General features: G+C 36.0%; 18 protein-coding genes and 1 tRNA gene. 12 read left to right on the top strand and 7 right to left on the bottom strand.

Going from position 1 to position 22963, the window contains the following annotated elements; translation table 11 throughout:
- Positions 1-16: 16 nt before the first annotated feature.
- Together EK417_RS06615 and EK417_RS06610 are read right to left on the bottom strand one after the other, a co-directional pair.
- A complete protein-coding gene (locus EK417_RS06615) occupies positions 17-2248 on the bottom strand; it encodes a reprolysin-like metallopeptidase (RefSeq protein WP_136521692.1) in 2232 nt (743 codons plus the stop codon).
- A gap of 280 nt (positions 2249-2528) precedes the next feature.
- Complete coding sequence (locus EK417_RS06610) at positions 2529-4763, bottom strand: reprolysin-like metallopeptidase (RefSeq protein ID WP_136521691.1); 2235 nt, start codon at positions 4761-4763, stop codon at positions 2529-2531.
- A gap of 576 nt (positions 4764-5339) precedes the next feature.
- On the opposite strand from EK417_RS06610, the gene EK417_RS06605 reads away from it, so the two are divergent.
- The gene (locus EK417_RS06605) at positions 5340-6224 is read left to right on the top strand and encodes a transketolase (RefSeq protein WP_228402540.1); all 885 of its coding nucleotides are present in this window, start codon (positions 5340-5342) and stop codon (positions 6222-6224) included.
- A gap of 30 nt (positions 6225-6254) precedes the next feature.
- Positions 6255-7199: a transketolase family protein gene (locus tag EK417_RS06600; protein WP_076596181.1), complete on the top strand. Its 945-nt coding sequence runs from the start codon at positions 6255-6257 to the stop codon at positions 7197-7199.
- Positions 7200-7673: 474 nt separating this feature from the next.
- On the opposite strand, the gene EK417_RS06595 is transcribed toward EK417_RS06600, so the two are convergent.
- Positions 7674-8207 carry a DUF4303 domain-containing protein gene (locus tag EK417_RS06595; RefSeq protein ID WP_136521690.1) on the bottom strand — a complete coding sequence of 178 codons (534 nt, stop codon included), beginning with the start codon at positions 8205-8207 and terminating at the stop codon, positions 7674-7676.
- A gap of 630 nt (positions 8208-8837) precedes the next feature.
- Between EK417_RS06595 and EK417_RS06590 the strand changes: the two genes are divergently transcribed.
- From EK417_RS06590 to gwsS, 4 genes are all read left to right on the top strand, one after another.
- Positions 8838-9077: a TIGR04139 family peptide modification target gene (locus EK417_RS06590; RefSeq protein ID WP_136521689.1), complete on the top strand. Its 240-nt coding sequence runs from the start codon at positions 8838-8840 to the stop codon at positions 9075-9077.
- A gap of 127 nt (positions 9078-9204) precedes the next feature.
- Positions 9205-9996: a hypothetical protein gene (locus EK417_RS06585; RefSeq protein WP_228457900.1), complete on the top strand. Its 792-nt coding sequence runs from the start codon at positions 9205-9207 to the stop codon at positions 9994-9996.
- Entirely contained in the window at positions 9993-10895 is a 903-nt protein-coding gene (gwsG, locus tag EK417_RS06580) for a grasp-with-spasm system ATP-grasp peptide maturase (RefSeq protein WP_136521687.1), read from the top strand. The genes EK417_RS06585 and gwsG overlap by 4 nt, the downstream gene beginning before the upstream one ends.
- Before the next feature lie 175 nt (positions 10896-11070).
- On the top strand, positions 11071-12141 hold the full coding sequence (gwsS, locus tag EK417_RS06575; protein WP_136521686.1) for a grasp-with-spasm system SPASM domain peptide maturase: 1071 nt from the start codon (positions 11071-11073) through the stop codon (positions 12139-12141).
- An 84-nt stretch (positions 12142-12225) separates the two neighbouring features.
- On the opposite strand, the gene EK417_RS06570 is transcribed toward gwsS, so the two are convergent.
- From EK417_RS06570 to EK417_RS06560, 3 genes are all read right to left on the bottom strand, one after another.
- On the bottom strand, positions 12226-12603 hold the full coding sequence (locus EK417_RS06570; protein WP_136521685.1) for a hypothetical protein: 378 nt from the start codon (positions 12601-12603) through the stop codon (positions 12226-12228).
- 69 nt (positions 12604-12672) lie between these two features.
- Positions 12673-13143, bottom strand: coding sequence for an Lrp/AsnC family transcriptional regulator (locus EK417_RS06565; protein ID WP_002984446.1), 471 nt, complete (start codon positions 13141-13143; stop codon positions 12673-12675).
- A gap of 134 nt (positions 13144-13277) precedes the next feature.
- Complete coding sequence (locus tag EK417_RS06560) at positions 13278-18068, bottom strand: translocation/assembly module TamB domain-containing protein (protein WP_136521684.1); 4791 nt, start codon at positions 18066-18068, stop codon at positions 13278-13280.
- Between the two features lie 4 nt (positions 18069-18072).
- Here EK417_RS06560 and tsaD point away from each other — a divergent pair, with 4 nt between their 5' ends.
- Genes tsaD through EK417_RS06545 form a run of 3 tightly spaced genes read left to right on the top strand, consistent with a single transcriptional unit; the run spans position 18073 to position 20173 of the window.
- Positions 18073-19089, top strand: a complete 1017-nt coding sequence (gene tsaD / locus EK417_RS06555) for a tRNA (adenosine(37)-N6)-threonylcarbamoyltransferase complex transferase subunit TsaD (RefSeq protein WP_110367826.1) — start codon at positions 18073-18075, stop codon at positions 19087-19089.
- Positions 19086-19481 (top strand): hypothetical protein, encoded by a 396-nt coding sequence (locus EK417_RS06550; protein WP_076596171.1) that lies wholly within the window; start codon positions 19086-19088, stop codon positions 19479-19481. Before tsaD ends, EK417_RS06550 begins: the two co-directional genes overlap by 4 nt.
- On the top strand, positions 19478-20173 hold the full coding sequence (locus tag EK417_RS06545; protein WP_136521683.1) for an RsmE family RNA methyltransferase: 696 nt from the start codon (positions 19478-19480) through the stop codon (positions 20171-20173). The genes EK417_RS06550 and EK417_RS06545 overlap by 4 nt, the downstream gene beginning before the upstream one ends.
- Positions 20174-20220: 47 nt before the next feature.
- Here EK417_RS06545 and EK417_RS06540 read toward each other — a convergent pair whose 3' ends face one another.
- Positions 20221-20901, bottom strand: a complete 681-nt coding sequence (locus EK417_RS06540) for a TrmH family RNA methyltransferase (RefSeq protein WP_136521682.1) — start codon at positions 20899-20901, stop codon at positions 20221-20223.
- Positions 20902-21062: 161 nt separating this feature from the next.
- Between EK417_RS06540 and EK417_RS06535 the strand changes: the two genes are divergently transcribed.
- From EK417_RS06535 to EK417_RS06525, 3 genes are all read left to right on the top strand, one after another.
- Positions 21063-22079, top strand: coding sequence for an asparaginase (locus EK417_RS06535; RefSeq protein WP_136521681.1), 1017 nt, complete (start codon positions 21063-21065; stop codon positions 22077-22079).
- 55 nt (positions 22080-22134) lie between these two features.
- Positions 22135-22221 (top strand) — tRNA-Ser (locus tag EK417_RS06530).
- A 188-nt stretch (positions 22222-22409) separates the two neighbouring features.
- A complete protein-coding gene (locus EK417_RS06525) occupies positions 22410-22826 on the top strand; it encodes a hypothetical protein (protein ID WP_034696971.1) in 417 nt (138 codons plus the stop codon).
- The last annotated feature ends 137 nt before the right edge of the window (positions 22827-22963 follow it).

Genomic DNA, 22963 nt, shown 5'->3' with positions numbered 1-22963 from the left:
AATCAATTGAAACAGATTATTCTTTAATCCACTTAATTGTTTTCTCCAAATTCTTAGATTTAACCTTGATCAGATAGTCGCCTTTAACCAAATGAGATAAGTCAAAAGTACCTTTCTTATCATGATTCAATTTATTATTTGCCTGAGTGAATACTAATTTGCCGCTTACGTCGTATACTGTAATATCATATACTTCATTTGAACTGGTGAATTTCACATTCAGTAATCCTTTACTTGGATTAGGATATACTACAAACACATCTTTATTGGCAGCAGTCTCGTTCACACCCAATGTCTGAGTGATAGTGAAGTTAACAGGATTAATATTATAGAAGACGTTCGTTTCTGCCGCCACCATAATTCTGGCCTGTGTAGTATTTACGTTTGGAATAGTGATTGTCTCAGAACCATCATTTGGAGTGGAAGCCAGGATCAGGATAGGATACGTAAGACCACCGTCTGTGGAAAGGTAAATATTAACAGTAGCTGCATTCACCGGAGATGCAGTTGTATTGGCTACATTCCATGTTACTGTCTGAGTAGAATTACCTATCCAGTTTACGGCTGTAGCAGGTGCAGTTACGTTAAAAGGCCCCGAATTTCCATCAACAGTAATAACAGCATCATCATTGGCTACTCCTGCACAACCCGCATTATTATCTCTTACAGTCAGCCTGAACTCCATCGTTCTTGCATAAGATGGTCTAACCTCTCCTTTGGAAACAGTACCATTGATTACATCGGTAAGTTTCGGGAAATATCTGTAAGGAACGGTTACAGGCATAAATGATCTGAATATAGCAGCATTTCCTGATGGCGTATTCCAGTCCCCTGCCGGCCCTGCATCATTCTGCTCCCAGCAATAGGTAAGTGGATTATTTTCAGTATCTGTTGCAGAGCCTGTTAACTTAAATGGGGTTCCTTTTGGGATTGTATAATCATTTCCTGCATTAACAGCAGGCGCAGTATTAGCCACTGCTGTTGTCACTTGACATGTGAGAGACTGAACTTCTGAAGTAATGGATTCAAACGAGTTCGTATGAAAAATAGGAATACTATTAGAGCCTAAATCATTGGTACTTCCACAAATCCCGGCATATGCCATAATCGTAATTCCACTTCCGGGTTCTACAGCATGGGAAGCCTCACGATTTCCTCCTCCACAGCTTTCTGTTGTTGCATTAAAAGTATGCGGAGCCCCAAACTGGTGTCCCATTTCATGGGCTACATAATCAATATCGTAAGGATCACCCACTGGGTTTTGTGAACCGGTAATTCCGTTGGCCTTGTATGAAGAATCACATATACCCGAACCAGCTAATCCACCACCTCCGGTACTAAAGGTATGTCCTATTTCATAATTAGCTGTTCCTATTATTGAGTCGATTACCGTTTGACTTTCATCAATTAGTATATCTGCATCATCATTTCCTGTGAAAGGATCATTTGTATTACTTACAAATATAATATTGTTTTCAGTAGGAATGAGGATCAATCTTACAGCAACCTCTTGTTCGTATACTCCATTTACCCTGTTTACAGTTGTTACAATAGCAGACAAAGTTTGTGCAATAGTAGGAGCAGCTGATCCTGTTGCTGCTTCTGCATATTCGTGCGTACAGGCTACCGCTAACCGAAAAATCCTAATTTGATTTCCTACGCCTGGAACTATTGTTTTTTGGACGTTTTTTTTTCCTGATTTAAAATTCTCATCTTTTGATCCACAGCCTCTTTGCTTTTTATCAATTAAATCACCTGTTTTGTAAATGATATAATTATTGATATCCTGTTTTGCGTAAGGATCAATGTAAGTATCTTCTGATACTATTGATTTTATCTGAGCGTGGAATCCTAACTCTGTAAAATCGAGTTTTATAGTAGCATATTGATCATCTACACCCTGCCCTGTCAGCGTGATAATTTGGGGAAACTTACCGGCTAACTCCGGAGCCATTACTGAGGATTTCCATATTCTGAATTTAGCTTTAGTTCCATCAGACATTGGCAAAACAATAATTGGGGCATTATCTTTACGTTCATTATCTCTCAGCTCCGGAATTGAAGCCAGATAGCTTTTCAAGCCAGCTACATCCAACTTATAGGTAAGAAATTTTTCGGGCTGTACCGTTCTGCTTTTAAATTCTGTTTTAAGTGTACGTTCACTGATTTCAGTAAAGAAATCCTGAGCTTTTCCTAGAGAAATTGATAAAATGAATATCCCTAAATAAAATAATTTTTCAATTTTCATATGATAATGTTTTAAAAAATTTAAATATAAGAATAAAAATCATAACACAATGAATAACAGTATTTTACAAGCAAAAACCTCTATAATCAACATAAAATATAGCAAATACTACGATTCGAAAAATAATTATCCATTAATTCACATTAATCATTAAAATCTTTTAAGCTTGTATTTTCTGAAAAGCCCCCAAAAACCAGATTTCCCCATGGGTTTCAATTCAAATAAAAAAGACTGCTTTCAATTGAAGGCAGTCTTTTTTACTTTGATCAAATGAAATAGATTATTCTTTAATCCATTTGATTGTTTTCTCCAGATTCTTAGATTTAACCTTAATCAGATAATCTCCCTGAACAAGGTGCGACAAGTCAAAAGTACCTGTCTTATCATGATTCAATTTATTATTAGCCTGAGTGAACACTAATTTACCGCTTACGTCGTAAACTGTAATATCATACACTTCATTTGAATTGGTAAATTTCACATTCAGAAGTCCTTTGCTTGGATTAGGATATACTACAAACACCTCTTTATTGGCCGCGGCCTCATTAACGCCCAATGTCTGAGTGATGGTAAAGTTGATTGGATTAATGTTGTAGAAAACATTCGTTTCTGCCGCCACCATAATTCTGGCCTGTGTAGTATTTACGTTTGGAATAGTAACAGCTTCAGAACCGTCATTGGGAGTAGAAGCCAGAATCAGGGTAGGATATGTAAGACCGCCATCTGTTGAAAGATAAATATTGACAGTAGCAGCATTCACAGGAAATGCAGTTGTATTGGCTACATCCCATGTTACTGTTTGCGTTGAATTACCCGCCCAGTTTACTGCCGTTGCAGGCGCAGTGACATTAAAAGGTCCGGAATTTCCATCAACGGTAATAATAGCATCATCATTGGCTACCCCAGCACAACCCGCATTATTATCTCTTACAGTCAGCCTGAACTCCATCGTTCTTGCATAAGATGGTCTAACCTCTCCTTTGGAAACAGTACCATTGATTACATCGGTAAGTTTTGGAAAATATCTGTAAGGAACGGTTACAGGTACATATGATCTGAAAAGAGGAGCATTTAATGTTGGAGCATTCCAGTCACCTGCCGGTCCTGTATCATTCTGTTCCCAGCTGTAAGTAAGTGGATTGTTATCAATATCCGCAGCAGATCCTTCTAATCTGAACGGTGTGCTTTTAGGAATGGTATAATCACCTCCCGCATTTACTGTAGGAGCGAAATTGTTGCTGGGAAGTGTTACCTGACATGTTGTTGACTGAACTTTTGTCGTAATAGATTGGTATGATTTGGTATGGAACGTAGGAATACTGTTAGCAGCTAAATTATTAGTACTTCCACAGATTCCTGCATACGCCATAATGGTAATTCCACTTCCTGGCTCTACTGCATTGGCTGCACTACGGTTTCCATTACAACTGCCTGTAACAGCATTAAAAGTATGAGGACCTCCAAACTGATGTCCCACCTCATGGGCAACATAATCAATATCATATGGATCTCCCACTGGATTAGGAGAACCGGTAATTCCTCTTCCTTTATTGGAGTTGTTACAGATTACTCCCAATCCAGCCAATCCGCCACCTCCGGTACTGAAGGTATGACCAATATCATAATTGGCATTTCCTATCAGTAAATCAATCTGAGTCTGGCTTTCGTTAATTAATGTTCCGGCGTTATTATTTCCGTTAAATGGATCTGTAGCTGCATTGGTAAAGACTACATTGGCTTCGTTATCAACTAATATCAATCTTGAAGCTACTTCCTGTTCATATACTCCATTTACTCTGTTTACTGATGTTACAATGGCGGAAAGGGTCTGCGCAACAGTAGGTGTAGCTGAACCTGTTGCTGCTACCGCATATTCTCCTGTACAAGCCACCGCTAGTCTGAAAACTCTAATTTGCGTTCCTACGCTTGGAGCTGTGGTTTTCTGAGCGTTTTTTTTTCCGGCTGGGGTATCATATTCATCTTTTACTCCACATGATCTCGGATTTTTATCAATCAAATCACTTTTTTTGTAAATGATATAATTATTGATATCCTGTTTTGCATAAGGATCTATATAAGAATCACCAGCTACTATAGATTTTATCTGCGCATGAAAGCCCAATTCTGTAAAATCAAGTTTTAGAGTAGCATATCTGTCATCAATTCCCTGTCCTGTAAAAGTAACAATCTGAGGAAACTGGCTGGCTAATCCCGGAGCCATCACGGAAGATTTCCAGATTCTGAACTTTGCTTTCGTACCGTCAGGCATTGGTAGCACAATAATCGGGGCATTATCTTTACGATCACTGTCTTTCAATTCCGGAACTGAATTAAAATAACTTTTCATTCCCGCCACATCCAATGTATAGGTGAGTGACTTTTCCGGTTGTACGGTTCTGTTTTTAGGTTCAGCTTTAATAGATCTTTCATTAATCACCGTAAAAAAATCCTGTGCTTTTCCCAAGGAAACGGATATAATAAATATCCCTAAATAAAATAGTTGTTTAATTTTCATATATAATGGTATGTAATTTTTATTAATTTAATCCTTAGAGCCAAAAGCTAAAGAATAATTAGTTAAAGATTTATAATTCAAACGCTATTGAATTATAAAATTAGTTAATTTTATCAAATATTACATACTAAAATTCAAAAAAAAATGATATTCCGTAGCAAAAAACCAACAATTAAGCTACCACAAAGCATTCAGCTCAATACGCAACTCTTCTTTATTAAAATAACCGGTTTTATAGACTTTTGTATTGTAGTTATCTTTGATCCGAATGATATAAACACAATCAAAAAATAAAGAAAAAGAAATTAAAAAACCATGAAAAAAATATCTTACTCTTCATTCACATTTACAGACATCAATACTCAGGAAAATTTGAAGTATCAACATTATGAATAGAACCGTTTAAAGTCTTTAAGCCAAAGGTTGAGGCTGAAAAAGCTGCAGAAACAAAACTTATGAGCTCTGGTAGAGAGAAGAAAAACATCATAAAGGCTGTTAAAGGCAGAAAAATTATCAGATCATATCCAATCCGGGTTTTTATATCCGGATTTTTGTATTTCCGTAAGCCGGCAAAAAATTGTAAATTCGCATGCAAATAAATCAGATATAATGAGTAAAAGTATTGAAGAGTTAAAAACTCTTACTACGCAGATCAGAAGAGACATTTTAAGAATGGTTCATGCTGTAAATTCAGGACACCCTGGTGGAAGCTTAGGTTGTACAGAATTCTTCACAGCCCTTTATGGCAGAGTGATGAACTATAAACTTCCTTTCACAATGGAAGGCAAAAATGAAGATCATTTTTATCTATCAAACGGACACATTTCTCCGGTATTCTACTCTACTTTAGCAAGATTTGGTTTCTTCCCTGTGGAAGAACTGAGTACTTTCAGAAAATTAGATTCAAGATTACAAGGGCATCCAACTACTCATGAAGGACTTCCGGGAATCAGAATCGCATCAGGATCTCTTGGACAAGGACTTTCTGTAGCTCTGGGAGTGGCTGATGGAAAAAAGCTGGATGGTGATCAGTCTCTTGTTTACTCTCTTCACGGAGACGGTGAGCTTCAGGAAGGTCAGATCTGGGAAGCATTGATGTATGCAGCTGCCAAAAAAGTGGATAATATCATTTCTACAATTGACTATAACGGTCGCCAGATTGATGGTGATACAGATGATGTATTAAGCTTGGGAAATCTTCATGCTAAACTGGAAGCATTCGGATGGATTGTTCTGGAAGAAAAAAATGGTAATGATCTTGAAGCTGTGATTGCAATCCTTGAGAAGGCAAAAACAGAAACCGGAAAAGGAAAACCGGTAGCCATTCTTCTTCATACAGAAATGGGTTACGGAGTTGATTATATGATGGGATCTCATGCATGGCATGGTAAAGCTCCTAATGACGAACAGTTGGAAACAGCATTCAAGCAATTATACCTAGAAGCTCCGGCTGATTACTAATATCTTAACCTCTCTATTAATAAAATAAAAATGAAATATACATATACAGAAAAAAAGGATACTCGTTCAGGATTCGGGGCAGGATTAGCTGAACTGGCTGACAAAAATCCTAATGTAGTAGCACTTTGCGCAGACCTTATCGGTTCTTTGAAGATGGAGAAATTCATTGAGAAGGCTCCGGAAAGATTCTTTCAGATTGGTATTGCAGAAGCAAACATGATGGGAATTGCGGCTGGTCTTAGTATCACAGGAAAAATTCCTTTTACAGGAACTTTCGCTAACTTCTCTACTTCAAGAGTATATGACCAGATCCGTCAGTCTATCGCTTATTCTAATAAAAATGTAAAAATCTGTGCATCTCACGCGGGTCTTACTTTGGGAGAGGATGGAGCTACTCACCAGGTTCTTGAAGATATCGGTATGATGAAAATGCTTCCTGGAATGACAGTAATCAATACTTGTGACTACAACCAGACTAAAGCTGCGACTCTTGCGATTGCAGATTTTGAAGGTCCTGTATATTTAAGATTCGGAAGACCGGTAGTTCCTGTATTCATCCCTGAAGATATGCCTTTCGAAATTGGAAAAGGAATTATGCTTCAGGAAGGTACTGATGTAACGATTGTTGCGACAGGACACCTTGTATGGGAATCTCTTGTAGCTGCTGATGAGCTTGAAAAAGAAGGTATTTCATGTGAGGTTATCAACATTCACACGATCAAACCTCTTGATGAAGAGATCATTTTAAAATCTGTTGAAAAAACGGGTAAAATTGTAACAGCTGAAGAACATAACTACCTTGGTGGTTTAGGAGAATCTGTTGCGGGTATGCTTGCAAGAAAAAGACCTACAAGACAGGAGTTTGTAGCGGTAAATGATACTTTCGGAGAGTCTGCCACACCGGCAGAATTGATGAAGAAGTATAAAATTGATGCTGCTGCAGTAAAAGAAGCTGTAAAGAAAATTTTAGCTTAATATAAGTCTTTTATATAAAAAAAATCCGGCGTTTTCCTCCGAAACCGCCGGACTTTTTTTTTACGCATAGCCTCTTCTGGTCCGAATATTCTTTTTCCAAAAGGTTTCAGCACACCATCTTTCAGATTTTCCACTTTTAAAGATTATGACAAAAACAATTCAAGATGTTTGGGTGCATTAATTTCTTTAATCCTTCTTTGATGATTTTATAGAACTCTGCTGACCAGCCGGAATTCCAGACAAACTGTGAAAAATTCCGTTTTTATGAGTGGTATGATATCCCAATAGCTGGTGATTGAATCATCAGACATATCATGCTGTTCAATTCCTTTATTCAAGTAAAAGATTTACAACAGAAATATTGGAGTTAATAATTTCATTAGGGTCATTACTTTTATAAGAGGCTTCTGAGGCAATTATTTTACCGGGCTTCATATCTATATATTTGAAGTGTTTTTTTAATTCTTCATATTTTTAATTGCCCCAGGTAGCCATCCAGTTCAGATATTCACTTTTGTATTCATTATCATTAAGTCTGATGATAAGATCTTTAAGATCCTTCTTCTCAAATTCATAATCTGAAACCGTGAAAATCAGGAAAATATCTTTTCCTGTGATCCCGGTAAAAAAGTTCTCATTTTTAAGCTTTTCCAACACTTCAATGCAGGTAGAATATAACTTAGCCTGAAAGCCATCAAACCACAGATCATCGTCATCGTGTTTCTTAAGTTCTTCTCTCAGTTGAGTGCAGATCAGATCAAATTCTCTATTGGCTTCTACCATTTCGTAAGTCCATTCTGCCGGTTCATATTTAAAATAAAGAGCATCGTCCTCATCTGCATTCTCCATTACTTTCAATGTATTGGCAGCAGGACAAACCGTCATTGCTCCCTCATCGCTGTACAGAGCAAAACTGTAAACTCCCTCTGCCCCATGTTTTTCATACACTTCTAAAAAAGCTTTTCTGGCTGCATATTCAATCTGTTGTTTCACAATTTCAAAATTCATACTTCTTTTCTTTTTTAAAATGGGTGGTAAAATTACCTTTATCCTTTTGATTCAGCACATTATCTTCTTATAAAGGCTGTTCAATTTCATGATTATGGCTATCTTATTTTAGGACTTTTGATGGATTTGGAATGAAAAAGTATCAAAACTTAAATTTTCTTTGTAGGGATTCATAAGTTTTCACAAAGAATTCGGCAATCATTTTTTTGTATTTTTTATATGCAAATTCATATATAAATTGTGATCCTATTTGCTCTGTATGCAATTCTTACACATACTCAAGTTGATTAAGTATTTTGCACAATAGAAAATAATTCAGTTTCTATTTCACTTGTTACAAATTCATTTTTTTAGTATATCTATAAGGCTCTTATAATTTTAAAAGAATTCATTTTTTATTAAAATTCTTTTATATAAGCATAAGTGCAATCTGTACAATTGTACACATAAAAAAGCAAACTGAAAAAAACAAAAAAATTACACATTTTATCCCATATAAGTGATGTAAATATTTATAGTTTTATCCCATCAACGTTGATGAAATACATTCTTAAAATTTAAAGTGCAAGTGTACAGTGCATGATAAATAGGTAGAATTATCCGCCCTAAGCCAGGGTTTATTTAACACAAATGAATAACATAAACAACAAAATTACCAACATGAAAAAATTAAAAGGAATGAAGAGAGATTTCTCTTCTTTGGAAAACAAGAAACTGAAAGATCTTAAAACAATTCAAGGAGGCAGCTATAATGTTAAATCTAACGTTTCCGTTGGAGAAGGCTGTGAAGAATATGATACCTATACAAGCCCAGGAGGCACATATATAGGTAGAATTACTGTGTGCAATCCAACACAGTCAGTAGACTAATGTATGGAGGGCTCTGCCCTCCTTTTTCATTCTTCAAGTTAATTTTCTTTATAGGCATATGAAACAATATACTTACTATATCCTATTATTTATTTTGACCTCTTTATTATCTTGCAAAAACCGGGAAGTGAACTACATTACTTATTACAACAGAGTAAATGAAATTGACAGTATTTACAGAATGGCTAATAAACCTGCACAAGCCATAAAAAAATTCAAAAAATTATTTCAGAAGTATGAACCTAAAAACCAGGAGCTTACTGAAGAATATAAAACCTATATTAAGCTTGCAGATCAGTATCACAAAAACTTTGGTGGAAAAAAGAGTCTTTATAAACTTATTATATTGGTAGCTCCCTATCCTAATGAATATAAAAAGCTTTATCCGCTTTGCAAGAAATATGGGATAGATAGTCTGGAAGCAGACCAAAAAGTAGTCGACTGGAAAAAGAGTCTGAATAAAAGACTAATAGACTCCTTTAGTATTGCTATGATCCGTGACCAGGAGGGAAGACCAGAAAATATAGCCCTTGTAAATAAGAACATTGAAAAAAATGCAGATCTTTTTTTCTGGACATTTGAACATTATGGATTTCCTGATGGACAAAAAATAGGCAGATTAGGAAACAATGACATTTTCATTGCTATGCCTACGTTGTTGAGCCATATGATTGGCTCAAAAAAATATCCTGAATTCAGAAAAAAATTATTCGAATATGTAAAATCAGGCAATTGTTCTCCTCAAGAATATGCCTTAATGTCCGACACATATGACTACTATAGAAATACTGCTGTACGATACAGCTTAAGGAACAATAACGAGGATTCTGTTCGGATTAACCGCAACCGAAAAAGTATTGGACTTCCTAGTATAAAGCATTCATCTAAAATCAGAAAAGATAAAATTAAGAAAAAATGATTCTTATTCTTTCTACCAATCAGGAAACAACAACAAATGAAGTTATTAAGTGGCTCAAAGCATTAGGTAAAGCCTTTATTCGTATACATGAAGATGAAATTTTTGAAATAAAAGAATATCAAAAAAGAATCTTTTTGAAAAGTCAAAGACATAGTTTTTTTATTGATGATATTACCAGTGTTTGGTATCGAAGAGGAGGACTACAATTTATAAGAAAAGAATATGATAACCCTTCGATTAATGCTTATATGAATGAAACTCAATATTGGCTTGAAGATTATGTTATAAAAACGCTTGAGACAAAAAAACATATTAATAAGCAAAGCAACAGTCATTTGAATAAACTTTTAGTACTTGAACAGGCAAAAAAAGCAGGCTTGAAAGTCCCGGAATACTACTTGGCAGAAAACACAGATCAGCTAATTGTGAATAAGACTATTACAAAATCTATTGCTGAAAATATAATATTAAAATCAGTTGATAATTTTTCTGAAGGCATTTTGTATACTTCACTTGTTATAGAAAAGGAAAAGGAAAATTTCTTTATTACCTTTTTTCAGGAGATGATTGAAAAAGATTTTGAAGTACGAGCCTTTTATCTTGATGGTAAAATATGGGCTACTGCCATTTTTTCTCAAAATGATAAGAAAACCCAAATCGATCATAGAAAATATAATCATGAGATGCCCAATCGGAATGTTAGATATAACCTTCCCAAAGAGATTGAAGAAAAAATACATACCCTTATGCAACAACTCAATATAAACTGTGGCTCACTTGATTTTATAAAAAACAAAAATGATTTTTACTTCTTAGAAATAAACCCTGTTGGTCAGTTTTTAGGATTATCTGCAATTTGTAATTATTTACTTGAAAAAGAAATAGCAGAATACTTATGAAAAAGAAATTCAAAGAAAAAAATAAGCTTCCTCTTATTCTAAAGTATATAGAAAACTTTAGAGATGCTTCAGTTGAAATACAAGATAGCCATAAGATTAATTATGTTACCTCTATAGAATATCAAACTGATTTTTTAATGAGAATAAAACCTACAAAGTCACTTATAAGATTACTATGAAGCATTTCAATTTATTCAGCAATATCTTAATAACAAGAGGTGCAGGCAGAATACTCATTTCTGATCTGCAAAGAAATACATCCGAATTATATCCTTTAGAATTTTATGATATTATAGAAGAATTAAAAATAAAATCTATAGACGAAGTATTGTCTGAATATGATTATGAATCCAAAGAAATTTTTCAGCAGTATATGAATTTACTTTTAGAAAAAGAATACGGATTTATTACCGAAAATGATTGGGACAGAAATTTTCCACCTCTCTCTTATGAACATCATGAAGCCAATGCTATCACTAATCTCTTTATCGAAATGGAAGATATTGAGCTTATAAAGACAATATATCCGTCAATAGAAAATCTTGGGATTAAGCATTTGGTCATTTACAGTCTGAAACCATTAACAGTAAAGGAATTCATAGAAATTGACAAAACTTTTAAAACCTCAGTTTTATCAGGAATAGAAATTTTCTCACCATTTCACCAGGAAGTCAACCTATCTTTTATACAGGCTCTTCAACAAAATACAGTCAGAATATACCGTCTCATTTTTTTCAATTGTTCGAAACCTCCTTTCAAAGCTAAAGATGAATATAGATTCTCATTACATTTTGTGAAAGATGATCTGAAGATATCTGCATGTGGAAAAGTGGAACTGAAGTACTTCAATACCAATATTAATAAAGTGATAGAAGCCGTTAACCATAATTCCTGCCTGTATAAAAAGATAGGTATTGATAAAAAGGGCAACATCAAAAACTGTCCGCTGATGAATGAGAGCTTTGGAAATATCTATCAACAAAACCTTGAAGAAGCTATCAATCACCCTGATTTCAGAAAATACTGGAACCTCACTAAAGACCAAATTGAAATATGTAAAGACTGTGAGTTCCGTTACATCTGCACAGACTGCCGGGCATATACTGAAAACTCTCTAAAAAACAAAGAAGGACTGAATATATCAAAACCTCTGAAATGCGGCTATAATCCCTATACAGGCTTGTGGGATGACTGGTCTGAAAATCCTTTAAAACAAGAAATTTTCCATGCTCTTGAACTCAGATAATTTTTTTTTTCATTGCCCTTGTTAATTGAGAACCGCTTTTAAATTAAATTTAAAAGCGGTTTGTTATATTATTCTAATTAAGCTTTACTTAAAAAACTTCCATTTCGGGATAATGGCAAGCATTCCGAAACCTGTAAACAGGAAAAGATTGGTAACATCCGTATACAGAAATGTAGACAGGAAGTAATTGTGCATAAAAAAATGCAGCACCAGTAAAGCCGGAAACATAAAAATTCCTGCCTTTCTGTAGAAGAACATCAGCACCAGCCCTATCATCATCAGTACATCAATGGAAAAAATCACATAGAAGTACCACCTCGGAATCTGAAGGTATTCATGCTGCAGATATTCATCCACATCTATTCCAAGTCCCATTATAGTAAACAACATTAAGGCCGCAAACGCCAGTATAAATCCCCATCCTTTTTTCGGATCTTCGTCAAAATAGCTGTATTCTTCCATATCTACAAAAATAAAGAACTTATGAGAGATTTCATAAGTTCTTTTATAATTATTCGTTTAAAATTTGACTTACACAGAGATTGCGTTGATCAGTCTGTTTTTGTCACTTAAGAATTCCTCCATAGAGATCATACTTTCAGTTCTCATTACATCCTGAATATCGTCGATCTGGTAAATAATTCTTTTAGCATCATCAGTATTCTTAGCTCTTACTTTACAGAAAATATTATATTTTCCTGAAATAACGCTAGCCTCTATTACGTTAGGGATAGTTGACAATTCTTTCAATACTTCCTGAGTACGGTTGGATTTTGTCAAAAGGATACCTATGAAAGCTGTAAAGTGATAATCCAGCTTACCATAATCAATGTTAAGAGATGATCCCAAAATAATACCTGCATCTTCCATCTTTTTCACTCTTACGTGAATTGTTCCAGCAGAAACATCCATCTGCTTTGCAATTTCAGTAAAAGGCATTCTTGTGTTTTCTACTAAGAAATCAAGAATCTTCTTGTCTATTTCGTCCAGTTGATAGTTCATATTAGTTAAATTACAATTTCTTTAAAAAATCTATGTATTTTTTGCAAATTTACGAAAAATAATTTAACTAAAAAATATATATCAAATATTAACAATAATTAACACAGATGATAAAAATCATTAAAATATTCTAATTATTTACCATTCGATTTTATTGAATCTGTTTTTATTTCACCTTTTGCATCTGAAGTTTTTTTGTCTTTTTTCTTCTTTTTAAACAAAGAATTGAAGCTTTTACTCCACACTACCCCTCCGCCATAAGCTTGATTAGCAGAACCGTTTGTACTCACCATTCCGATGTTTGTAGGTTTGGAATACGCACGTATTACCAAAGAACCGTCATTCTTTTTAGACAGATCATATTCTACAGATCCTTCCGTGGAAAGATAATTATTCTGTGCCCCATCTGTTTTTGATAATGGAATACCCAAACCAGTCTTGATATTGACTCTTGGCGAAAGCGCTACACTCACACCGGCATTGGCTCTGTCTCCAAAATTAGAGTTCTGATCTCCTTTTACATAATTAAGGTCTATCTGGAATTCGTTACTCATTGTATTAAGAACAGATCCCAGCTGTTTCAAAAGCATATTATATCCGGAAGATTCTGCTACATTTCCCACATTTACATCAAATCCACCTGTATTGGATACGTTAAAGGTACTCAATAGCAATACAGATCCGAACTGGAGAACCTTCTCTCCTTCCTGGCTCATTTTCGCGGCCAGTGTTTCTCTCACCTGGCTGGATACATCCATTGCCGTTACATTAAGATCAATCTGAGGGTCTACCAGCGATTGGGTAATATGAGCCTGCAGCAATATACTGATGGGCTGTAGTTTTCCCATACTTAGATATTCTCCTGCATTGGATACCATTCTGACATAGTTGGCATTAATATCCAGCATAGGCTTCATTGCATCACCATCCCATCTGATACTGCTGTTTCTTTCAATCTGGAATGTCTTATTAAGAATAGCCTTAGAAACAAATGTTCCGTTATCTACTTTATAGGTACCGTTCATGGCTATATTGCCCTGTCTGTTCATATGGAACCTCAACGGATCAGCAGATCCTTTTACCGTAATATTCCCTACATCATCTCCTACCAGTACATTTACAGTAGTTCCTTTATCAACAGCCAGATTGAAGTCAATGTTCATATTGGCTCCCGTTTTTTTCTTTTCCTCCAGGGTAATCAACCCATCTTTTCCTTCTTTCAGGAATCTCAGCATTTTAAATTCTTCTACATTGGAAGTAGAACTGGAATTAAAGGTAAAGGTACTTCCGTTAAGTGCCTTCATATTAGGAGTTGTTATACTTAATCCCGAAACAGGTCCGTCTACGTAAAGATCTCCCTGCCCGTACACTCTTCCCCAAAAGAGATCAAAATCTTTTTGTGTGGTATTCAGCATCAGCAGGTTGTCTGCTCTCATTACGAGAGACACCCCCATTGAAGAAAGGGTTTCAAACTGAATTGCCCCGGAGATATTCCCTTTGGAATTGGTTCTTCCGTCGTGTACTTCAACATTATTGAGGATCGCAAGTCCTTTGGTAAGCTGAATCACAGTATCATCAAATGAATAATCTACTCCGGTAAACAAAAGTTTTAATCCAAAATCTTTTAGAGCAATATCTCCGCTATAATCAAGATTGTTAAGCTTTCCATTGATTTTAAGATCTCCTGTTGCTTTTCCACGAAGGTTGCCAAAAATAGTCTGCACAAACTGCTGTGTAAATGCCAGGTCAAAATCACGCATTTCTGCAGTAAGATCAATAATCGGCGAAGAGGTATTATTATTAACCGTTCCTGTCAGATTAAGGCTGTTGTTTCCAAGTACTCCGGCAGAATGAACTTTCACATCAATATCATACACGTTCAATGAGAATCCATTGGTGGCAGAAATAGAGATATCCCCCATATCATTGCCATTCATCTTAATTTCATCAATATTAAGATCTACCAGTGGCTGCAACGTGCTTTTATCCATTTTAATCTTAACACTTCCGTTGGCAAGACCTTTAATGTCCATTGTATTTCCTCCGGATTGCATGTCCAGAAGTTTTTCCACTGCAAAATCATTAATATCCGCATCTATGTAAAAGTCTTTTGCTGATTTAAACTGTGCTTCTTTAATAAATAGAGCACTTTTATCAGAATAAACCCTCAGATTCCTGATATCAAAATCACCGGTTTTCTTTCTGTAGGTAATGGAGTGATTCAGTTCAGGACTTGTATCTATCGCCCAGGTAACTTCATTGAATTTTACCTCCGTAGGTTCAAACCTGAATACATAATCACCAGCGGCATCCGTAGACTGATCTACATTGATGGCATATTCCTTAAGCTTTTCATTAATCTCATCATCAGGACTTCCATGCTTAAATACAGTGGCTAAATGAAGGGTATTTCCGTTTTCATTATTTCCTTTAAGCTCAAAATCTTTGATCACATTTTTATTATAAATGACTCTATTGATCTTAGCGTACAATTGCTGATTAAGGTCTGCTGTGTTAATTCTAATTTTAACACTATCTACCATTGCACTATCTCTGCTTACATTCTTACGGTCATTAATTTTATAATCAGGATTGGAAGATGCCAGTGCCTGATCAGCATCTGTAATTTCTTCCTCCTTAGTCATAATATATTTTAAAGACGCTGCATCGAGATTCAGAACCAGATTGTTTGAGTTCCCGTCATATTCTCCTTCTACAAGAGCTCCTTGATTCAGTCTCAATTCAGGTAAGAAATAATTTACCAATCCCTGCTGGACATCAAACTTCAACGCAAAGTTCTGCCCACGATACAATTTTCTTGGCGGCGGTCCTACTAATATTTTCCCTACTCCATTTTCTACCATTCCTGCAAGATCTGCAAGATTGTATTTTCCCGAGATCTTGCCTGTGGCTGCTCCCGGAGCATCTACATCAATCACGCGGCCGCCCGCTTCTATAAATGTTTTTAACTTGGCATTCGGAATATTGTATTTTTGGGTGGCTGTAGCAAAGTGAAGGTTATTGGCATTCACATCCACCGTAAGATCGTTGATAGAAGACATCGCCATTTTACCTTCTATCTGGCCACTTACCACCTGAGTACCAGGTTTGTTGGTGAAGTAATTCATGTTCAGATAAGTGACATCTGCATTCACATCCATAGCGATTCTCGAAGTACTGAAATCTATCAATCCTTTCACTGTAGCTTTTGCCTGTTCATCATTAACAGTGATGAGTCCGTTATATTTTTTATGATCCAATAAACCATCCAGATACAGATTATTGATCGTTTTATCCATGATTTCAACACTTGTAATCTGTGATTTTGTCGTCAGACGCATGGTATTAACATCAAAGCTTTGTCCGTTAAGGTCAAATTTACCGGAAATTAAACCTACTGCTTTATTCTTTGTAATGACAGAGGTATTAAGGTCTTTAACATCAAGATAACCGGAATATTTTGGCATTGCAGTACTGTAGCCTGTTAGAGTAAGCTTGGAAATTTTCGCCTGTCCGATTCCCGTCATCAGATTTCCATTGTCTACGTAAATCTGATCCGGATTTACTTTTGCCGTTCCATTATATTTCAGTTTTCCGAAATCATCTGCAAAGTTCTTCATCTTTGTGGAGATGAATGAAGGCATCATAGCTTTTAAATCCTTATACGTAAAATCTGTGGAAAGATCTTTTGTTTCAATAGCAAAATTTCCTTTCAGCAGATTGTCTACCTTCATCGTTTTTGTGGCAATATTAACGTCAGGATTTCTGATCAGAAAGTTTTCCAGATGGAATTTATTCAAAGGACCAGTCATAACCCCGGAAAGATTGAAGGGTTTGATATTATCCCAGTTGGTTACAAAATAACTGATATCATAGCCGCTTAACTGACTTCCCTGTTTGATATTCATATCCCAGCGTACTTTGTCTGCAAAATCGGCCCAGGATCCGTCATGAAGATTAAATTTGATATCTCCCTGAAGCAAGGTATGATCCGTATTCAGCGTAAGGTCTTTTAACGACAAAAACTGCTTCGTTAGAGACAGTTCTGTTGAAAAAGTATCTACAAAATGAGATTTCCCCCACCTTGAAGTTACAAATGACATATTATTAATTAATGCCGAAACATTCGGTCCGTTAACTTTTACGTTGGGTGCTTTTAGGTTGAATTTAGTTGCAGTAAGCCATTTTCCCTGCTCTCCGGGAGAGTTTTCATTAATGATGGAAACTTTGGAATCAATGATCTGAATTCTGGAATTCAGTTGAAAAGGAGGTTTCTTAGGGTCTCTTTTCTTCCCGTCGTCGAAGAGGTCAACAAATCTGACAAAATTGGATATACTGTCCCCTTTATAAGTAATCACCTTTACATCGGCATTCACAAGAGCCAGAGAATTAAAACTTAAAGAATTGCTGTTTCCTGAAATGGCATTCACCGCCAGAGACATCCAGTCTGAATCAGCACGAAATTCACTGGCTGTAATAAAATTAAATCCTTTATAATCTTTTACTTTTAACCCTTTTATCGTGACATTACCGAAGTAATTTACCTCTACACTTTCTGTAGAAAAATCAGATTTAAAATCATTGTTAACAAGCTTAAGAGCCTGATCAGCGGCCCATTTTTTCGTTACCGGCAGATTGATGGCAATAAGTATTCCACCTACAAGGAAAATACCCAGCCAGAAGAGAATCAAGAGAAGTTTCGCCCACCATGTGTAGCTGGTAACATCTTTTACAGCCTGTTTCCCAAACTCTTCAGCTGTTTCTACAGGATGATGTATGGCATCTGAAGCCAGCTCAGATGCTTCTTTTATTGTTTCCCGTACTTTTCCCTCTACATTTTCAACAGTTTTCTGTACCTGATCCCCTAGGTTTTCAGCTACTGATTTTTTATTCTCATTCTCGTTATTATTCTCTAACTTTGCCATTATTATGAGCGACTCTATAATTTTAGGTATTGAATCGTCCTGTGACGACACCTCAGCAGCTATCATCAAGGGAAATTCTATTCTTTCAAACATTGCCGCGAACCAGGCCATTCACAAAGAATATGGCGGCGTTGTCCCTGAATTGGCTTCACGAGCCCATCAGCAAAATATTATTCCCGTTGTTGAAAAATCTTTTTCCAAAGCAAATATACAACAAAATGCGATCTCTGCTATAGGATTTACTCGCGGACCGGGACTTTTAGGATCTCTTCTTGTAGGAACATCATTTGCTAAGTCTTTGGCTATGAGCCTGAATGTACCTTTAATTGAGGTAAATCACCTTCAAGCCCACATTCTGGCCCATTTCATCGAAGATGCAAATCCTGTGCCGCCTACCTTTCCTTTTTTATGCCTTACTGTAAGCGGCGGACATACCATGATTGTATTGGTAAAAGATTATTTTGATATGGAAATTATCGGAAAAACCATAGATGATGCCGCAGGAGAAGCTTTTGATAAAATCGGAAAGATTTTTGACCTTGATTATCCTGCAGGACCTATTATCGACAGGCTTGCCAAAGAAGGGAATCCCGATGCTTTTAAGTTCAACAAACCAAAGCTGGAAAATTACGATTATTCTTTCAGCGGTATTAAAACTTCCGTTTTATATTTCATTCAGAAAGAAGTCAGAAAAAATCCGGATTTCATCAAGGAAAATCTTAATGACCTTTGTGCTTCGGTACAGAAATCTATTATTGAAATCCTGATGAATAAGCTTGAAAAAGCAGCCAAAGATCTCAATGTAAATCAGGTAGCGATTGCAGGAGGTGTATCTGCCAACTCTGCACTCAGAAAAGCAATGGAAGATAACAGAGAAAGACTGGGCTGGGATATTTATATTCCAAAGTTTGAATATACAACAGATAATGCAGCCATGATTGCCATGGTGGCAAAACTGAAGTTTGAGCGGGGAGAATTTACAGATTTAAGAACTTCCGCAACGGCAAAATACGATTTATGAAAATACTCTTAGAAGAAAAAGTGCTTGGAACGCATTCTAAAAAGAATTCAAAATATTACTGGATATTAGAAACCATTACAGGAAAAAATGAAAACCCGGAAATTTCTTTAGATTATTTTCCATCCAGTTCAGAAACAGGATATATTCAGGATATCAAAGATGAAGTGTTACAATTAATCAATTCTGAACATCTTTTTAGTTTTCCCTATACTCCAAAGGAAGGAGATTATTTATCGATCAAAAATAATCTGAGAAAACAGGAATATTTAAATCTGATATTTATTAATAATACCTGGATAGAAGAAATATACATGTGTTCTTACCGGGAATGTGATACAGACATTTACACAACCATCAAAACAGGAGTTGCATTTATAAGTCAGGATATATGAAATTATTTTACGGAGAAATAACAGATCAAAAAGTCATCATCAACGATGAAGAACAACAGCATATCGTAAAAGTTCTTCGCATGAGAGATGGAGAAGATATTCATGTAACAGACGGCAATGGAAAACTGGCTTCCGGAAAACTTATGATAGAAGGCAAGAAAGCCGGAATTGAAATTTCTGAGATCAAAGAAAATCTGCCGGAATTCAATCCTAAACTTCATATTGCGATTGCTCCTACCAAGAATATTGACAGAATCGAATTCTTTGTGGAAAAAGCAGTGGAAATGGGTATCTCAGAAATAAGCATTATTATCACTGAGAAAACGGAGCGTAAAAACATCAACATCGATAAAATCAGAAAACAAGTGATCGCAGCATCCAAGCAAAGCCTGAGATTTCATTTTCCGGTGATCAATGACGCTGTAAAGCTAAGTGATTTTCTGAAAAATATTGATCAGGAACACACATTTGTAGCACACTGCCATGAGAATCTGGAAAGAATTGATCTTAAAAATATCCCTCAACTGCAACAGGTTATATTTCTAATAGGTCCTGAGGGTGATTTTTCAGAAAAGGAAATTGCATTTCTGGCAGAACATAAAGTAAGAGCAGTATCTCTGGGAAATCAAAGGCTCAGAACAGAGACAGCCGGTGTCTTTGTAGCGGCATGGAATTATTATAATATGATATAAACAAGAAAGAGAAGGCTTATCAACCTTCTCTTCTTTATTTTCTGACATTATTTCCAGTCAATATTATTTTCGCGCAGGTATTTTTCAAAAATCTGCTGTCCACTTCTCATGGAATTCACAGCCCAAAGGATTTTCATCCTCAAAAGTTTTTCCTCATTTAATTTATACTCAATATCAGACCTGATCAGTTTTTGCTTCAATTCATACATGCAAATTGATGCGGCTACAGAAACGTTGAAGCTTCTTGTAAAGCCATACATCGGAATAGCAAGTGTTTCATCTGCAAAATCTAAAATTTCCTGGGAAACTCCTTCCATTTCAGTTCCGAAAACCAGAGCAATAGGTTCTGTAATTTCATATTCAGGTAACATTTTAGCATTATTTTCCAGAGAAACAGCTACTATCTTGTATCCTCTGTCTTTAATATTTTGGAAGGATTCCATATTTCGGGGAAGTTTTTCCACCTCAACCCAGGTATCGGCGCCTTTTGTTACCCGAAGATTGGGTTCAAAACTGTATTCTTCCTGCAAAGCCACTACTTTATGAAAACCGCAGGCCTCCACAGAACGTACGATGGCTGCTGCATTTCTGAACTGATAGACATCTTCTACTACCGGAAGTACAAAGTCTGAACTCTCCTGAGAAAAATGTTCAATTTTAGCGAGTCTTTCTTCGGTTAAAAACTGTTTTAAATATTCATAAGTTTGCGTTAAGTCTTTCATCCGCATTTAGTTATTTTTTCAATAGCCCTGTGAAACGCCAGCAAATATCATCATATTTTCACAAAATTTTACGATAAGCGTTTCATTCATTTTCAAATCTTTGCAAATTAACGTAATTTTGACCTATGAACCCTAATCGGGCTCCAATTCTTAATTAAAAACAGTACATGAAGCGAAAAGTCCTGCTCATCTATACCGGTGGAACCATCGGAATGGAAAAAGATTACGAAACCGGAAGTCTCCGTGCTTTTGATTTTGGTAATATATTTGAAAAAATGCCTGAAATGAAGCTCATGGAATGTGAGGTTTTTGTTCATCCTTTTGCCAAGCCACTGGACTCTTCGGATATGGGGCCTGAAGAATGGAAAGTAATCGCCAATTATATTCAAAAAAATTATGATGATTATGACGGCTTCCTGATCCTTCACGGAACAGATACCATGTCTTATACTGCATCAGCATTAAGTTTCATGCTAAAAGGATTAAGAAAACCTGTGATTATGACAGGCTCCCAACTTCCTATTGGTGACCTGAGAACAGACGCCAAGGAAAATCTTCTTACCAGCCTTTATTATGCCAGCCTTTATGAAAATGACGAAGCAGTGATTCAGGAGGTTGCCGTTTACTTTGAGTACAAATTATTAAGAGGAAACAGAACGTTGAAATATTCTGCGGAGTATTTTGATGCCTATTCAAGCCCGAATTACCCTATTCTTGGACAGTCCGGAGTTCATCTGAATATTATCAAAGATAACCTGTTCCGTTGTGATCCGGAGGTGGAATTTCATGTGGATGAACATATTTCTGAGGATATTTTATTCTGGAGAATTTTCCCAGGTATGCATCTAAGCCACTTCAAAGAAATCCCTAAAATGAAGGTTCTAATCCTTCAGGTTTTTGGTTCAGGAACCATTTTCAGCAGTGCCAAAACGCAGGAAACCCTTCAGGAAATCCGGGATAATGGAACCGAAATTGTGGTGGTAAGTCAGTGTATTTCAGGAGGCATCTCATTCGGAAAGTATGAAAACAGTAATATCTTCTCCAGGATCGGAGCCATCAGCGGAAGAGACATGACAGCGGAAACAGCGATCACCAAAGCCATGCACTTAATTGATAATCCAAGTTACTCCGGAAGCTTTGCTGATAATTTCACCAGAAGCCTTTGTGGAGAAATTACAGATTAAATTGTAAGAATAATTTGGATATTCCAGAAAATACACTATTTTTGCAATCTCAAAAAGAGAGGTGTCCGAGTGGTTGAAGGAGCTACCCTGGAAAGGTAGTATACGGGTAACTGTATCGAGGGTTCGAATCCCTTCCTCTCTGCAAGAAACCAAAGCCTGTGCTAATGATTAGCACAGGCTTTTTTTGTGATTAAGATTCGCGGTTTATTCTACATTCAATTCCATAAGTATTTATACCCAGTTTAATAATTGGTAATTTATACGCTACAGTATATTATTTGTTCTTCGTTACTTTGAAATATAATCTAATCACCTAAAAAACAAATCAATATGACATCAACAAGTGTAAATGCAAATTCTTCAGGCCAGTTGGTTCTAGGAAACGGAGCGCAATTCTGGGTGTATCTTTCCCCACAAAACGATACTTCTAAAATGATTTCTACATGGCGTGTAACTTTTTCACAGGGAGACTGGAGTGATTTCATCTCAAGTGAAAATCCTACCAAACAGATTCAGACTCCCAATCTTTCGGGTATCTTTGAAATTAAAGTAGAATTATTAAGCGGTTCTACCGGTACATGGCGCCAGATCCCACCTCAGGCCGGAAGTCATAATGAAATAGGCTGTAACTCCAACTGTGCTTCTATGGTAGGAATTGTTGCAGACAGTACAAATCCTCCTATCGGAGCTATCAATGCTCACTTCTGGACAACATGGGATGCCATGTGCGGAGTAAGACAGAATTAACAGGTAAATAAACCAAGTCCATAAACCATTTTGCCACAGTATTTATATTGTGGCAATTTATTTTTTTGCACATATACCATAGAAAATCAAACAATTACACAACAACCCCCAAAACTACAAAAGGACTTTTCCACAAA

Source organism: Chryseobacterium candidae (assembly GCF_004916905.1).
In the GTDB taxonomy this organism is placed as follows: Bacteria; Bacteroidota; Bacteroidia; order Flavobacteriales; family Weeksellaceae; genus Chryseobacterium; species Chryseobacterium candidae.
The sequence above is the reverse complement of the archived record's forward strand: the minus strand, read 5'-3'. Positions and strand labels throughout refer to the sequence as shown.